Source organism: Deinococcus detaillensis, assembly GCF_007280555.1.
In the GTDB taxonomy this organism is placed as follows: Bacteria; Deinococcota; Deinococci; order Deinococcales; family Deinococcaceae; genus Deinococcus; species Deinococcus detaillensis.
In genome coordinates this window covers 173,608-188,531 of sequence record NZ_VKDB01000003.1, presented here as the reverse complement: position 1 = coordinate 188,531, position 14,924 = coordinate 173,608, and the positions used below count along the sequence as shown (strand labels likewise).

15 protein-coding genes, 1 tRNA gene and 1 pseudogene are annotated in these 14,924 nt (G+C 60.8%); 5 read left to right on the top strand and 12 right to left on the bottom strand.

What is annotated here, in order from left to right; all coding sequences use genetic code 11:
• Positions 1–30: 30 nt before the first annotated feature.
• The 5 genes and pseudogenes from FNU79_RS04930 to FNU79_RS04910 form a co-directional block, all read right to left on the bottom strand.
• Positions 31–1,086, bottom strand: a pseudogene (locus FNU79_RS04930) (aldo/keto reductase).
• Entirely contained in the window at positions 1,083–2,249 is a 1,167-nt protein-coding gene (locus FNU79_RS04925; protein WP_143719776.1) for a MalY/PatB family protein, read from the bottom strand. Before FNU79_RS04925 ends, FNU79_RS04930 begins: the two are co-directional and overlap by 4 nt.
• Positions 2,250–2,310: 61 nt before the next feature.
• Complete coding sequence (locus FNU79_RS04920; RefSeq protein WP_143719775.1) at positions 2,311–3,057, bottom strand: RluA family pseudouridine synthase; 747 nt, start codon at positions 3,055–3,057, stop codon at positions 2,311–2,313.
• A 24-nt stretch (positions 3,058–3,081) separates the two neighbouring features.
• Complete coding sequence (gene trxB / locus FNU79_RS04915; protein ID WP_143719774.1) at positions 3,082–4,056, bottom strand: thioredoxin-disulfide reductase; 975 nt, start codon at positions 4,054–4,056, stop codon at positions 3,082–3,084.
• 220 nt (positions 4,057–4,276) lie between these two features.
• A tRNA-Gln gene (locus FNU79_RS04910) sits at positions 4,277–4,350 on the bottom strand.
• A 331-nt stretch (positions 4,351–4,681) separates the two neighbouring features.
• Between FNU79_RS04910 and FNU79_RS04905 the strand changes: the two genes are divergently transcribed.
• Positions 4,682–6,496, top strand: coding sequence for a 30S ribosomal protein S1 (locus tag FNU79_RS04905; RefSeq protein WP_143719912.1), 1,815 nt, complete (start codon positions 4,682–4,684; stop codon positions 6,494–6,496).
• Positions 6,497–6,591: 95 nt separating this feature from the next.
• A complete protein-coding gene (locus FNU79_RS04900; protein ID WP_143719911.1) occupies positions 6,592–6,975 on the top strand; it encodes a DoxX family protein in 384 nt (127 codons plus the stop codon).
• Between the two features lie 12 nt (positions 6,976–6,987).
• Here the strand turns inward: FNU79_RS04900 and FNU79_RS04895 are convergent, their stop codons facing one another.
• From FNU79_RS04895 to FNU79_RS04880, 4 genes are all read right to left on the bottom strand, one after another.
• Positions 6,988–7,788, bottom strand: a complete 801-nt coding sequence (locus tag FNU79_RS04895; protein ID WP_143719773.1) for an ATP-binding cassette domain-containing protein — start codon at positions 7,786–7,788, stop codon at positions 6,988–6,990.
• A gap of 1 nt (position 7,789) precedes the next feature.
• Positions 7,790–8,770 (bottom strand): ABC transporter permease, encoded by a 981-nt coding sequence (locus tag FNU79_RS04890; RefSeq protein WP_143719772.1) that lies wholly within the window; start codon positions 8,768–8,770, stop codon positions 7,790–7,792.
• 140 nt (positions 8,771–8,910) lie between these two features.
• Positions 8,911–9,906 (bottom strand): sugar ABC transporter substrate-binding protein, encoded by a 996-nt coding sequence (locus tag FNU79_RS04885; RefSeq protein WP_143719771.1) that lies wholly within the window; start codon positions 9,904–9,906, stop codon positions 8,911–8,913.
• Positions 9,907–9,971: 65 nt separating this feature from the next.
• Positions 9,972–10,997 carry a LacI family DNA-binding transcriptional regulator gene (locus tag FNU79_RS04880; RefSeq protein WP_225429885.1) on the bottom strand — a complete coding sequence of 342 codons (1,026 nt, stop codon included), beginning with the start codon at positions 10,995–10,997 and terminating at the stop codon, positions 9,972–9,974.
• Positions 10,998–11,642: 645 nt separating this feature from the next.
• Between FNU79_RS04880 and rbfA the strand changes: the two genes are divergently transcribed.
• The 3 genes from rbfA to FNU79_RS04865 are packed head-to-tail and all read left to right on the top strand — an operon-like array spanning position 11,643 to position 12,948.
• Positions 11,643–11,927, top strand: a complete 285-nt coding sequence (rbfA, locus tag FNU79_RS04875) for a 30S ribosome-binding factor RbfA (protein ID WP_143719770.1) — start codon at positions 11,643–11,645, stop codon at positions 11,925–11,927.
• Positions 11,928–11,981: 54 nt separating this feature from the next.
• Positions 11,982–12,380: an acyl-CoA thioesterase gene (locus FNU79_RS04870; RefSeq protein WP_143719769.1), complete on the top strand. Its 399-nt coding sequence runs from the start codon at positions 11,982–11,984 to the stop codon at positions 12,378–12,380.
• 4 nt (positions 12,381–12,384) lie between these two features.
• Positions 12,385–12,948: an endonuclease dU gene (locus tag FNU79_RS04865; protein ID WP_143719768.1), complete on the top strand. Its 564-nt coding sequence runs from the start codon at positions 12,385–12,387 to the stop codon at positions 12,946–12,948.
• 12 nt (positions 12,949–12,960) lie between these two features.
• Here FNU79_RS04865 and FNU79_RS04860 read toward each other — a convergent pair whose 3' ends face one another.
• Genes FNU79_RS04860 through FNU79_RS04850 form a run of 3 tightly spaced genes read right to left on the bottom strand, consistent with a single transcriptional unit; the run spans position 12,961 to position 14,902 of the window.
• Positions 12,961–13,752: a GNAT family N-acetyltransferase gene (locus FNU79_RS04860; protein ID WP_143719767.1), complete on the bottom strand. Its 792-nt coding sequence runs from the start codon at positions 13,750–13,752 to the stop codon at positions 12,961–12,963.
• Between the two features lie 26 nt (positions 13,753–13,778).
• Positions 13,779–14,204, bottom strand: a complete 426-nt coding sequence (locus tag FNU79_RS04855; protein ID WP_143719766.1) for a GNAT family N-acetyltransferase — start codon at positions 14,202–14,204, stop codon at positions 13,779–13,781.
• Positions 14,201–14,902: a S4 domain-containing protein gene (locus FNU79_RS04850; RefSeq protein ID WP_143719765.1), complete on the bottom strand. Its 702-nt coding sequence runs from the start codon at positions 14,900–14,902 to the stop codon at positions 14,201–14,203. The genes FNU79_RS04855 and FNU79_RS04850 overlap by 4 nt, the downstream gene beginning before the upstream one ends.
• Positions 14,903–14,924 lie beyond the last annotated feature (22 nt).

Sequence of the window (14,924 nt, the reverse complement as noted above, 5' to 3'; positions counted from 1 at the left end):
TTAACTCAACCGTGCTTATTTCTGCCAGGCTTATTCCTGCCAGCCCCGCACACTTGCACCGCCAAAAATCATTTTTTTGATGCCGGGCGCGAGGAGAGAAGACGGCGTGGAGGGCGTCAGAGCGCTGGCCTTGTCTAGGCGCTCAAGCTGCTGGGGCGTCAAAACAATCTCCAGCGAGGCCAGATTGTCTTCAAGTTGCGCGACTTTGCTGGCCCCAATAATTAGCGAAGTGATGGCCGGTTGCGCTGAAGCCCAAGCCAAAGCCACCTGCGCGGCTGGGCGCTGCATCTCGTCGGCCACGGCTTCGAGCACGTCCAGCACCGCCCAATTGGATTCGGTGAACTTGGAGTCGCCGAATGGGTTGGGGCCGCTGAGTCTGCCCTCGCCACTGGCTCCCTGAGTTTCGCGCAGGTACTTGCCCGCCAAAAAGCCCGCCGCCAGTGGACTCCAGGGCGTGATGCCCAGGCCAAACTGCCGGGCCGCCCCGACATGTTCACGCTCCAAGCCGCGCTCGGTCAGCGAGTATTCCAGTTGCAGGGCAATCGGGCCGGGCACGCCGTGAACCTGCGACGGCGTGGCCGCCTGCGCCGCGTACCAGGCCGGCACGTTCGAAAACCCGAAGTAGCGAATCCGGCCCGCCCGCACCAGATCGCCCAGTGTTTGCAGCACTTCCTCCACCGGCGTCACCAAGTCCCAGTGGTACAGCCAGTACAGATTGAGGTAGTCGGTGCCAAGGCGCTTGAGGGAGCCGTCCAGCGCCCGGTAAATGTTCTTGCGGCTGTTGCCGCTCATCACCAGCACGCCCGGCACGGCGTTCTAGGTGAACTTGGTGGCCAGCACCACCTGGTCGCGCAGGCCGCGCTTGTTGATGTACTGGCCCAAGAGTTCCTCGCTGCGGCCTTTGGCATAAGTGTCGGCGCTGTCAAAAAAGTTGCCGCCCGCGTCCACGTAAGCGTTGAAAATGGCCTCAGATACGTCATCGGGCGAGCCCCAGCGCTGAGCGCCGTAGGTCATGGTGCCCAGCGCCAGCGGGCTGAGGATCAGGCCAGAGCGGCCCAGCGTGCGGTAGTCGGTGAGGCTGCTCACTTCACGGCTTTTGCCAGCCGCTCCAGGCCGTCTTGCAGCAGCTCACGGCTGGTGGCAAAGTTCAGGCGCACAAACCCTTGATACCCCTCGCCGAAAGTCAGGCCGTCGTTCAGCGCCAGCTTGGCTTCTTCAAGCAAGTAGGGTTGGATATCGGCGGCGCGGGGATGCGAGCGCAAGTCCAGCCACGCGAGGTAAGTCGCTTCCGGCGGCGTGTACGGCACCTGCGGCAACTCGCGGGCCATAAATTCACTCAGGAAGTCGCGGTTGGCCTGGAGATACTTCAGCGTATCGGCCAGCCACTCGGCTCCGCCGCTCAGCGCGGCTTGCCACATGGTGACGCTCAGGGCGCTGGGGTGGCCCATGGTGCCGTGGGTGGTTTTTTCCAGCTTGGCAACCAAGTCGGGGTTGTGGCTGATCATCGCGCCGATGCTGAGGCCCGCCGTGTTGTAGGCCTTGCACGGCCCCGTCAGCGTGATGGTGCGCTGAGCGACTTCGGGACTGATGGCCGCGAACGGAACGTAGTCCGGCGCGTCCGAAAAACGCAAATCGGCGTGCAACTCGTCGGTGACGACGTACAACTTGTGCTTGAGAACAAACTCAGCCAACTGCTGCAACTCGGAGCGCGTCCAGACCCGTCCGGTTGGATTGTGCGGGTGACACAACATCAGCAACTTGGTTTTGGGCGTGATGGCGGCTTCCAGCGCCGCAAAATCCATCGTCCAACCTGTTTTGCCCTCGATCAGTTTCACGGCGTTCAGCACCCGCCCCTGATCGGTGGTGGCGCTCAGAAACGGCGGGTAAGTCGGCGTGACCGTCAGCACCTCGTCGCCGACCTCGGTCAGGGCCTGCACGGCGGCGTAGAGGCCGGGCACCACGCCGGGCAAAAAAGCCACGCCTTCGGATGTCAAATCACTCAGGCCGTCCTTGGCGAGTTTGGCGATCAGTTGGGCCTTCAGCGTGGGGTCTCCGGGCATTTGGGGGTAACCCACCGAGCGGCTCAGCCGGCCTTGCAGGGCGCTGAGAATAGCTGGGGCCACCGGAAAATCCATATCGGCCACCCACATCGGCAACACTTCACCGCCGAACTTCGTCCATTTGTAATTATCGGCGTGGCGCAGAGAATCTGGCAAAACGGTGTCGTAGGGATGAGCAGTGTTGGTCATAAGGGAGTCTACAGGGAGTGGTGGGCGGTAAGTGGCAACGCGAAACGGGAGCGAACAGCTCTTAAGCTTCTTGGCCCTCTCCGAGTCCGTCCCAAAACGCCTGTAAGTCCGCCGCCAAAGGCACTTCCACCCGCACCTGCGCTGCGTCCCAGCCGAACGAGATGCTGTGGGCGTGCAGAGCTTGGCGGGGCAGCAGCAAACGCCGCGTGAGGTCGTCCGTTTGCCCGGTCTGGATAAAGTCCAAAAACACTTCGGGGTCGCGGCCATAAATCTTGTCGCCGACCATCGGCAACCCCAGATGCGACAAGTGCGCCCGAATTTGGTGCAGTCGCCCAGAGCGGGGAAAAGCGTGGACCAGTGCAAAACCGTTTCGGCGACCCAGCACCTTGAATTCAGTAGTGGCCGGTTTGCCGTCCGGCACCACGCCTTGCCGAATCTGAATTTGGTTGCTGCCGGTCAGACCGACAAAGCCCAGCGGCGCGTCCAGCGTGTACTCGTCCCAATTGGGCGAGCCGTGAACGATAGCGAGGTAGCTCTTGCCGACCAGATGCTCTTTGAAAAGGGTGAAAAAGCGCCTGGCGCTATCGGTGTCGCGGGAAAATACCTGTGCTCCGCTGGTCTCGCGGTCTAAGCGGTGCGGCGGGGCCACCTGCGTTTCGCCAGTTTCGCGCTGCAAAAAAGTCAAGACATCCAGCACGTCCATGCGGGCGCGTACCGGATGGGTCAGCCACAGCGCAGGCTTGCTGATGACGTAAAAATCGGGATGCTCAAAGGCAACGCTGGGTTTACTGAACGGCTGTTGACTCAAGGGCTGCGGCGAACTCAGAGGGCTTCAGTCCGCCGCGCTTTCTTCCAGCTCCAGCGCGGCCAGCATCCGTTCCACGCTCATGGCCGCCCGCGTGCCCGCGCCCACACTGGTGGCAAGTTGACGGTAGACATAATCGCTGATGTCGCCCGCCGCGAACATGCCCGGCACGCTGGTAAAGATGTCGTCGCGCACATCCACGTAGCCGTCTTCGCGCAGCTTCACGACGCCTTTCAGAAACTCGGTGTTAGGCACATGGCCGATAAAAATAAACACGCCATCGGTGTCAAAGCGGCTTTCCTCGCCGGTTTTGAGGTTCTTGAGCTGCACGGCGCTGACGCTGTCTTCGCCGATAATGGCTTCGACGGCGGTGTCCCAGACGAACTTCATTTTGGGATTCGCCAGGGCGCGGGCCTGAGCCACTTTGTTGGCCCTTAGAGAATCGCGGCGGTGAATCAAGGTGACTTCATCGGCGAACTTGGTCAGGAACAGGCCCTCTTCCACGGCGGCGTCTCCCCCACCGACGACGACCACTTTTTTGCCCCGGTAAAAAAAGCCGTCGCAGGTGGCGCAGGTGCTGACGCCCTTGCCCCAGAACTGCTCCTCGCCCGGCACATAGAGGCGCTTGGGATTTGCGCCGGTCGCCAAAATCACCGCTTTGGCGTGGTAGGTGCCGCTGTAGCCTCTGACCAAAAAGCCGCCATGCGGGTGGTGCTCCACGCCCTGCACTTCTTCCATTTCAATTTTTGCGCCAAACCGCTCGGCTTGCTCGGTCATCCGCTGGGCAAGCTCGGGGCCGCTGATCGGCTCTGGAAAACCGGGATAATTCTCGACTTCTTCGGTCTGGGCGATTTGGCCGCCCGGAAGGCCTTTTTCCAAAATGATGGTGTTCAGGCTGGCGCGGCCCGTGTAAATCGCCGCCGTCAGTCCGGCGGGGCCGCCGCCGATAATCACCACATCGTGCTCTGAAGGCTGGGGCTGTGAAGGTTGAGCGTTCGTCATGCCCTCAGCTTATCAGAGCGGCCCTGATCAAACGGTGTCCCAGTTTATTTTTTAAACTGGCCTTGATGAAGTTCTGATGATGCCCACCTTCTGAAGACTGGGCCGCTCAAGTCCGCCCTCTAAGGGAACATGAGCGCCCTCGCCTGATACCAGTGCCGCGCACCGAAGGCCACGAAAAAGCCCGCACGTGGCGGGCTGATCTGCTGCTGCAATTGTGCTTTGGTTGGGGCACAAGGACTCGAACCTTGATCGACAGTGTCAGAGACTGTTGTCCTGCCATTAGACGATGCCCCAGCGAAACTTCGAGAAAACCGGTAAAGGGTTAGCTCAAACAGTAGCGCTAGAGAGTATAAGAGTAGGCGGCTACCCTGTCAAGCATGAAGCGGATTTTTGCGGCAAAATTGCTTGCTTGCAGGCCGCTAAAATGATAAACTAGGGCGTTAGCCGCACTCAGGTGTGAGCTGCCAGGAGGAGCATCAAAGTGGAAGACCAAGTTAGCCGCACCCCGGATCAGGCCGGGGACACTCAGCCCACCACCGATACGGCGCAGGGCAGCGCCACCACGCCCGCCGCCACCGACATGAGCGCCGCCGATACGAGCACCGCAGATACCGGCCACGCCAACATGGACAGCACCGAAGCTCAGCCTCAAGGGGCCGCGCCGCAGGTTGAAGCAGCGCCAGAAGTAGCGAAGGCACCGGAAACGCAAGCTCCGCAGGCCGCGCCCGCTCAGCCTGCTCAAGCCGCTCCTACTCAGGCCAAGCCCGCCGCGACCGCTCGCCAAGAGCGCAGCGACGACGACTATCCGGCCATGACCATGGAAGACGTGCTGGCGACCCTCGATACCGAGAACCAAGATTCGTCCGCACCCTCACGGGGCGACGTGGTCACCGGCACCGTGGTCTTTATCGGCAGCGAAGGCATCGCCGTAGACGTGGGCGCGAAGATCGAGGGCGTCATTCCGTTCAACCAGCTCGGTGACGAGCCGGTGACGTTGGAAGAAGCCCAGCAGATGTACAAGCCCGGCGACAGCATCGAAGCCTACGTGGTCAGAAGCGACCTCGCCAACGGCCAGATCGTGCTGAGCAAGAAGCGGGCCGAGCAGGACAAGGGCTGGCGCGTGCTGGCGGGCGTGCAGGAGCGCGACGAATCGTTCCAAGTGGACATCGTCGAGAAGGTGCGCGGCGGCTTGGTGGCCATGATTGACGGCATTCGGGCCTTCCTCCCGGCCAGCCAAGTGGATACCCGTAGAGTCAACGACCTCGACCCCTACGTCGGTAAGCCGCTTGAAGTCAAGCTGATCGAGCTTAACCGCAAGCGCAACCGCGTGATCATCTCGCACCGCGCCATCATGGAAGCTCAGAAGGCCCAGGCCCGCGAGAGCACCATGGGTCAACTCGAATCCGGCGCACAGTTTGAAGGCGACGTGGTCGAGATCACCGATTTCGGCGTGTTCGTCAACCTCGGCGGCATCGACGGCCTGGTTCACCGCTCCGAGCTGACCTACGGGCGCTTCAATCACCCCCGTGACGTGGTCAAAGTCGGCGACAAGGTGCAGGTGCAGGTCATTGACGTTGATCCGGGCCGTGACCGCATCAACCTCTCGATGAAAGCGCTGACCACCGACCCCTGGGAAAGTGCCATCGACAAGTACACCATCGGCCAGAAAGTGGTGGGTAAAGTCACCAACCTCACCAACTTCGGCGCGTTTGTCGAGATCGAGCCGGGCTTGGAAGGCCTCGTTCACGTCAGCGAGCTGTCTTGGACCAAGCGGGTGCGTCATCCCAACGAAGTCCTCAAAGAGGGCGACGAAGTGGAAGCCATCATCCTCCGCATCGATCCCAAAGACCGCCGCATCAGCCTCGGTCTTCGTCAGGCCACCGACGATCCATGGAGCAGCTTGCCTGACCGCTTCCCCCCCGGCACGCCGGTCAAGGGTAAAGTCACTGGCCTCACCGATTTCGGTGTGTTCATGGAAATCGAAGAAGGCATCGAGGGTCTGATTCACATCAGCGAACTCGATTTGCAGCGCGTCAACAACCCCGCTGATCTGTTCAAGAAGGGCGACGACATCGAAGCCGTCATCTTGAACATCGACCCCGTCGAGCAGCGGGCCAGCTTGTCGCGTCGGCGTGCCCTCGGCGGCGCACCGGCACGCGGCGGCGACTTTGTCTCGCAGGGCGGCGGCAGCCGGACTCCCAGCTTCGGTAGCCCTCAGCAGGGCGGCGGCGCTCGTGGTGGCGGCGGCGGACGTGGTGGACGCCGGGGCGGCGACTTCGAGTACAGCTTTAACGCCAAAGACGCCCAACAGGGCGGCGGCAAGATCAGCACCAAGCTCGGTGACGTTTACGCCGACTTGTTCGCGCAGTTCGGCCTCGGCACCGACAAGAAAGACGACGTGCCCGCGACCAGCACTGAGAGCGACAAGCCCAGCGAGTAAGCTCTAGCTTAAAGACCAATCAAAAAACCGGAAGGGTTAAATACCTTTCCGGTTTTTTTGTGGGCTTTGACGGGCATACTTTGAAGATGTCCAGAATGAATTCCGGCAACACCCACTTTGGCAACACTGCCAGCACGCTGCTACTGGCGGCTGTCTTTATCTCGGCAGGTACGCTGCACTTTTTACGCCCCCGCATCTTCGATTCCATCGTGCCGCCGTTCGTACCGATGCCGCCGCGCACCGCCACGCTCATCAGCGGCGCAGCAGAACTGGCGGGCGGCTTGGGACTCCTCCACCCCACCACCCGCCCCGCCGCCCGCTGGGGGCTGATGGCGCTGCTGCTGGCGGTTTTTCCGGCCAACGCCTACATGGCTCAGAATGCCGAGGAGTTTAAGCCGCTACCCGCTTGGGCGCTGTGGGCACGCCTGCCGCTTCAGCCGCTGCTGGCGTACTGGGTGTGGATGGCGGGGCGGCGGTAAGCAGGGCCCGCGCTACGCCAGCATGTCGGCGCTCAAGGCCTCAGGGCTGAGCGCCCCCGTCATCACCGCCACCGTGTCGGCCATGCTGATGTTCTTGGGATTCAGCACGGCGGCACGTTTGCCCTGCCGGTGAACGTGGATGCGGTCAGCGATCTCGAAGACGTGCGGCATATTGTGGCTAATCAAGATGACCGGCAGGCCGCTGTCACGCACCTTGCGGATCAGGTCAAGCACCATGTTGCCTTCGCGCACGCCGAGGGCGGCAGTGGGTTCGTCCATGATGACCACGTGCCGTGCAAACGCCGCGCTACGGGCCACTGCGACGCCCTGCCGCTGTCCACCGGAGAGGGTTTCAACCGGCTGAGACATGCTCTTGATGGCAAATTGCAACCCCTGCATGTGCCGCACCGCTTCGTCGTGCATTTTCTTTTTGTCCAGCACCCTAAAAAAACGCGAGAAAGGATCAGGGCGCAAAATTTCACGGCCCAGAAACAGGTTTTCAGCAATGGTCATGGCCGGAGCCACTGCCAAGTCCTGATAAACTGTTTCGATGCCTTCCTTACGGGCGTCAATCGGGCTGCGGAAATGAACGAGTTTGCCGTCTAGAAAAATCTGGCCTTCATCGGGTACCACCGCGCCGGAGAGCGCTTTGATGAGGCTGGATTTGCCCGCGCCGTTGTCGCCAATAACTGCCAGAATCTCGCCGGGCCGCAGCTCGAAGTCGGCTCCGTCCATGGCGGTGACTTGCCCGTAGCGCTTGACGAGTCCCCGCGCTTCCATCACCAGCGGCGCACTCGGAATTTGAGCGGTCATCTCAGGCCTTCCTTCTGGAAAATTGATCGGTGGCAACGGCCAGAATAATCAAAATGCCCGTCACCAAGACTTGATAAATGCTGTTGACGCCCGCCAGAGTCAGGCCGACCCGGAAGACGCCCACGATGACTGCGCCAAGTAGCGTGCCCAGCACGTTGCCGCGCCCGCCAAACAAACTGGTACCACCCAGCACGACGGCCGTAATGCTCTCCAAGTTCTCGGTCTGTCCGGCATTGGGATCGCCCGCGCCGACCCGGCCCACCAGAATCAGAGCCGCAATGCCGTAGAGCAGCCCGGCGATGGCGTAGACGCTGATCAGCAACTTGGTGGTGGGAATCCCGCTGAGGCGGGCGGCTTCGGGGTTGTTGCCCACCGCGTAGACGTGGCGGCCCGGCGCGGTGCGGGTCAGGAAAAACCAAGCGACGCCGAAAAGCAGCAGCATCAGCACCGCGCCGTAGGTAAAAGGCGTACCCAGAATTTTGAAGGTGCTGCCCAGAAAGTTGAGCGTGTTGGGTAAGCCGCTGACGGTTTGCGAATTGGAGTAGATCAGGGTGATGGCCTGTACGATGCCCAACATGCCCAGCGTGGCGATAAACGGCGGCAGCCTGAGCCGGGTAATCAGCAGGCCGTTCAGCGCTCCAATGGCGGTGGTCACAGCCAGACCGCACAAAATCGCCAAGAACGGCGGCACCCCGTAATCCACGGCGAATTTGGTCATCACGATGCTGCCCAGCGCCATGATGAAGCCGCACGACAGATCAATTCCGGCAGTCAGGATCACTAAAGTTTGCCCGATGGCGATCACGGCCACGAATGAAATCTGACTCAGAACCAGCGAGAGCGTTTGAGATGTCAGGAATCGGTCGGATTGGGTGGCGAAGAAGATACAGGCCAGCAGCAGGGCAATCAGCGGCCCCAGAGTGGTGAGGCTGGGGGCGCGGAATCCCATACGGCCTTTTTCAGAAATCGGTGGGGAAGTCATGCGTGGGTAACTCCTGTGACGCTGGATGAAGCTAGGTGGTGTTTGGCCGGTCCGGAGTGGCAAAGCGGGACGAACAGCTTAACCAGCCATTTCGCCCCGCCCAATGAAGTTCAGTTCAGATCATGATGACCTGCGCTGAGTTACTGGCCCCAGCAGTTGGCGAGGCCGTACTTGCCGTCCTGACTCTTGACGCCGCTGACCGGCTTGTTGGTAATCAGATTGACGCCGGTGTCGGTGTAGCCACTGACCTTTTTGCCGGTCTTGGCGTAGTTGACACCCGCCGTGACGCCCATCGCCGCCATCTTAAGCGGGTACTGCTGGCTGGTCGCGCCGATCACGCCCGCTTCCACATTGCGCACACCAGCGCAGCCGCCGTCCACGCTGACGATCAACACGTCTTTTTCTTTGCCAGCGGCTTTGAGGGCCTGATAAGCGCCAGCGGCGGCGGGTTCGTTGATGGTGTAGACCAGATTGATGTCGGGGTTTTTCTGGAGGCAGTTTTCCATCGCGGTCTGGCCCTTGGCCTGATCACCGAAGGAGTTTTGCGAGCAGACCACGCTGGTGTCCACTTGAGTCAGCATGGTGGGGGTGATGCCCTTGACGCCGAAGCCCGCGAGGAAGCCGTTGTGCCGCAGCACGCCGACGGGTTGGCCGGGGTTGTAGTCCATCGCGGCGATCACGGCCTTCTTGTTGCCCATGGCTTTTTTGGCCCACTGCCCGATCAGCAGTCCGGCGTTGTAGTTGTCGGTGGCAAACAGGGCGTCCACCGCGCTGGCCGGTTCGGTGGGGGTATCGAGGGCAATCACCATCACGCCGGCGGCGCGGGCTTTGGCAATGGCCGGCACGATGGCCTTGGAATCGCTGGCGGTGATCATGATGGTCTTGGCTCCAGCCGCGACCATGTTTTCGATGGCGGCCACTTGGCCCGCGTTGTCACCGTCGGTTTTGCCCGCCGCCGTCAGCAATTTGGCCCCCAAGCGGGTGGCTTCTTTTTGTGCGCCCTCTTTCATCTTGACGAAAAAGGGATTGGTGTCGGTTTTGGTAATCAGGCCGATCACCGGCTGGCTGCTTTGGGCAAGGGCGGCGGTGACGGTGACGGCGGCGAGGGCGGCGAACATCAGTTTGGTGTGACGCATGGAAGTCTCCTTGTCAGATCGAAAGTGAAGAGGGCGGGCGAACGCGGCAGCGCGGAAAGTGGGCGTTAAGAGAGAGGCGGCGGCCCAGTGGAATGCCGGATGATGAGTTCGGTGGGGAGTTGCATCTGCGCCGGAGTGCTGGCCCGTTTGCCGCCGAGTAGACCGAGCAAGTGTTCGCAGGCGTGCTGCCCCAGCGCGTAAGCGGGCTGAGCGATAACCGTCAGCGGCGGCGACATGGTCTGTGCCCAGCGCGAGTCGTCAAAGCCAACGAGAGAAAGGTCGCGGGGAATTTCTAAGCCCAGTTCGCGGGCGGCCAGCACCGCACCAATGGTCATTTCGTTGTTGCCCACAAACAGAGCCGTTGGGCGCTGGTGCGGCGGCAAGGCCAGCAACTCGTGCGCGGCTTGGTAGCCTGCCGCCTCGCGGTGGTTGCCAGACCGGATCAGCGCCGGATCAGCGTCCAGACCCGCTTCGCTCAGCGCCTGCTGGTAGCCTCGCTGCCGCTCCACGGCGGTGCTGATGTCTTGCCTTCCCACGATCATGCCGATGCGCTGGTGGCCGAGCCCGAGCAGGTGAGTGGTGGCTGCGTGTGCGCCGCCTATGTTATCTACCGTGATGGTGGTGGCCTCCGGATTGCCCGTCACGCGGTCAAGCTCCACCACCGGCAGCTCAGGCAGCGATGCTAAATGCTGGCGCGTTCCGCTGGTCGGCACCACGATTAGGCCCTTGGGCAAGTGACCGAGCAGCGTGCGGATAGCGCGGGCTTCTTTTTCCGGTTGCTCGTCACTGTTAAAGAGGAAGGTGACGTAGTTGTGCTGCTCCGCCGTGTCCTGCACGCCTTTGGCCAGCAGCGCATGAAACGGGTTGAGGATGTCACTGACGATTAGGCCGATGGTGCGGGTTTCGCGCTGGCGCAAGCTGCGGGCCAGCGCGTTGGGCTGATACGCCAACTCCTGAGCCGCCTGCATCACCCGCTGTCGCGTCGACAAGGCCACCATCTCAGGCCTGCTCAGCGCCCGCGACGCGGTGGCCGTAGAAACTTGAGCTAAAGCGGCGACCTCTTGAATGCTCGACACAGCAGACGTATTCACCTTCCCTCTGGGAGTGATAAAGACTTGAACAGCCGGAAGCCAGCCGCTTGCAAACGATTACATTGAGATGGTGCCAGTTTGATAGCAGCAGCACAGTTTGTCAAGAGGAGCAGCAACCGAGATAGCACTCAGTACCTGTTAAGCTCGGCCTTTTCGTGGACAGTTTGAGTTTCGGCAAGTCAACGCAACTCCAATTTGGTCGCGCTTACTTGTTGGAGAAGTGGGCCGTGTTCGCTCACCGTCTCCGCATCAGGGGCCAGCCCGGCGATCAGCCGAGACACAGGGTGGTCAGGCAAACAGGTCATTTTTTATGATGAACGAAGGTAGAACAATAGGCTTTTATCGGAGCTGTGCCCAAATAATTAGGGGGCCGTCAGCAGTTTTGCGTGCCGTGATCAGGCCGCGCTGTGAGGCGTGAAGTGCAAAAGCGTTCGGTGACTCAACATTGAAGACGGCTTTTTGCTTTAGGGTGTAGCTCAACTTCAGCTTGGCACTCGGCCTAAGCGCCACCGACAAAGGATACTTTTTGATGAACACCTCGATAAACAAACCAAATCTGTTGGCCTTGACTGCTCTTAACTCACGTGGATACAGCTTTTCCAGAACGTCGCCACGGCTCAATCCGCCCACCGGTGAGGCGAGCCTATGAGACCCGAACAACTCGAATCCCAGCTCCTCCGGGTGCTGAGCGACGCCATTGGCGAACTCAGCGACCCGCGCATCCCGATGATTGTCACGGTTGAAGCGGTCAGCCTCACGCCGGATTTCGTTCAGGCCCGCGTCTACATTTCGTCTATGGGCGATATGGAAGGTCTACTCGACGCCCTCCACAACGCACGCGGCCATTTGCAGCGCCAAGTCGCCCAGGCCGTGAAGATGCGCCGCACGCCCCTGCTGGAATTCTTCGCGGCGGACGACCGGAAGTGGTGAGCAGAATTGCAGGTAAAGGTAAAAACACGGCTCCATAGGCGGAGGAAGTAAACGATGACCATTCAGCAACTCAGCGAAATTCGGGTGCGCTACGCCGAAACCGACGCGATGGCGGTGGCCCACCATGCCAATTACCCGATCTGGTTTGAAGTGGGCCGCAGCGAACTGATGCGGACATTGGGCGTGCCTTACAGCGAAATAGAAGCGCGGGGGCTGTTTTTTATGCTCTCCAGCTTGGAAGTGCACTACCGCGCCGCCGCCCGCTACGACGACTTGCTGACGCTGACCACCAACGTGGAGACGGTGCAGTCGCGGGCCGTGACCTTTGCTTACACCCTGAAGTGCGGGGAAACGCTGGTCGCCACCGGCAAAACCCACCACATCACCACCGATAAAAACTACAAGATTGCCCGCATCCCCGAAGACATCTTGCCGCACCTGCGCGGGAACTGACACCTTGCCCGCTTTCACCCACGCCATCGGCTTCGACGATCTGCCTTTTGAGCGCGAGTGGCGCGGTGATGTGCGGATTGTCGGCACCATCTATGCCCAGACCACGCTGCACGGCGTCGTATCAGGTAAGGTGCGGCGCGACGGGCGCAACAGTGCCGCCGAACTGACCCACTTGGTCAACACCTGTTTGTTTCGACCTCACCTGCACCTGATCTTGCTTCAGGGCGTGGCACTGGCCGGATTCAACGTGGTGGACGCCCACAAGCTCAGCCGAGATACGGGCCTGCCGGTGATGGTGGTGGCCCGCCGTGAGCCGGATATGGAACGTATTCGCGCCGCGCTGCTGGACAAAGTGCCGGGCGGAAAACGCAAATGGCGACTCATTGAAAAGTTAGGGCCAATGGAAGAACTGCGCGGCGTGTATGTGCAGCGCGTGGGCCTCAGCATTAAGGATGCAGGCGTGGCGCTGCACCACCTGACACTGACCGGCAATATCCCCGAGCCACTGCGGGCCGCGCACCTGATCGCGGGTGGGGTGGGCAGCGGGCACAGTCGGGGGCGGGCGTGAGAACTCAGCTCCTCAGCTATTTACAAATCTGTAGAACCATTGCTGGTAAATTTCCCTACACCCGTTGGCGGCAAATACCCGGCGCATAGCCCCGTTCCGGACATCAGTGGAGCCTTTGTATTGTCCAGCTCCTTTTAGTTGAAGCTGCCTGAGTCCTTCAGCGTGCAGGGCAGTGCCGAGACCTCTAGCCCGAAACTGTGGCGACACACCCACATAAAATAGGGTGCCAACACTGGGTTCATCTGGGAAGAGTTGCGGCAACAGCACGCCGACTTCCTCACCCGAGTGCCGAGCCACAAACCACCCCGCCGGATCAAACTGCTCTCCGGCTCCCTCGATCAGAGCGTCGAAATCAGCTTCAGCGCTCTCGGCGGTGCTGGTTTCAAATGGATCGCCCTGCGAGGCAGCCAGCAGAGCAGCCACAAAATGCTCGCGCCCCACCTCTGCGAGACTCAGCAAGGTCAACACTGGCTTGGTCCCTGGCCGCTCGACCAATTCACGCCGGACGAAAACTTTGCGTCGATCAATCTGCCAACCGGCCTGTTCAATCAGGGCATTAATCTCCGCTTGCGTTTCGCGGTCTCCGGAGAGCAGTTCAGGACTGTGCTGTCGGCCTTGCCGACCCAAAAAAGTGACGATATCAGTTCGCACAGCTTCTCGCTTCGACCCGTCTGAAACATCCCAACGATCAAAACGCCATAGCGCTGGCTCAAGCCGCTGGCCCTCTAAAAGAGCCAACCGCTGTTCGCCCTGCCAGACCTCATAGCGAAGGATCTGGCCTTGACTGACATCACGGACCACCATCTCTACTTGTTCATTCCTGCGCCGCCTTATTCTTGCCCGGACTGCCGCGCATAATTGCGCTGAATGACTCCCCCAGCCCGCCGCAAGCCCAGGCGCTCATAAAACGGAGCCACCTCGTCGTCACACATCACGTCCACCATGTACAGCTTATCCAGCTCAGCCAGAAGCCGCCGCATCAGCTCGCTGCCAACACCGCGCCCCTGATAGTCAGGTAGGACTTCAAGCAGCGGAATGTAAGCGCTCAGCACGCCGTCGCTGATGGCATTGGCGAAACCCACCACCCGTTCACCGTCGCGGGCCAGACTCACGCGGTAACTCGATTGCAGGAGCCGGAGCAACGTAGCCGCCGAAGGCGGGTTGGGCCAGCCCACAAAAAAGCCCATCAATTGTTCGGGAGTGAGTGTTTGAGGATCAGTGCTATAAGAAATCACCGTTTCATCTCTCTCGCTCATTTCTCTACATTCAATTCCACTTTGTAATTTCCGCGCCGCGTTTCGTTGACCACCCGCCTGAAGTCGATGCGGCCAAGTCCCTCGGCGGCGAGGCTATCGCCCTCCCGAATCTCGGCACTGGCGCGGGCGACTTGCCCGTTGAGGCGCACTTTTCCGGTTTCCACGCCCTGCTGAAAGTAAGCGCGGCTGACCCCAAAGCCTTTGGCTCCCACCACGTCAATTCGCATGGACGGTACCACCACTTCGCGCACTTTTGCGCCGCGCCCCGCGCTCTCCCCCACTTCCTCTATATCCACTTCCCGCCCGCCCAAAGCGCTCAGCTCAGCCAGCGCTTTAGCGGCTTTGCCAGTGGTGGCCACCAAAAAGCCGCCGCGTTCCTCGCGCACGTCACCCACCGCTTCTTCGGACAGGCCTTCGCGCCGCAGAGCCACGCTGAAATCCTGCGCGTCCCAGCCGGGAGTTTGGGGGGTGACGCGGTAAACGGTGACGCCGCTATCTACTGAAGGAATGTGCGCCGGATGCAAGGTCAGCACGATCCGCCGAGCGTCGGGGAAGCCGCCGGCCATCACCGACTTGATTTCGTCGTTGTGCAGGAGGCGGCGGTCAATCTCGTCAGCTTCGATAAACGCAGTGCGAACCACCCGCCCGCCCGCCGCTTGGGCGATCAGGGTTTGAAGTTTGAAGGGTTTAGCAGTCATGCAAAAAGGATACGGGAAGTGG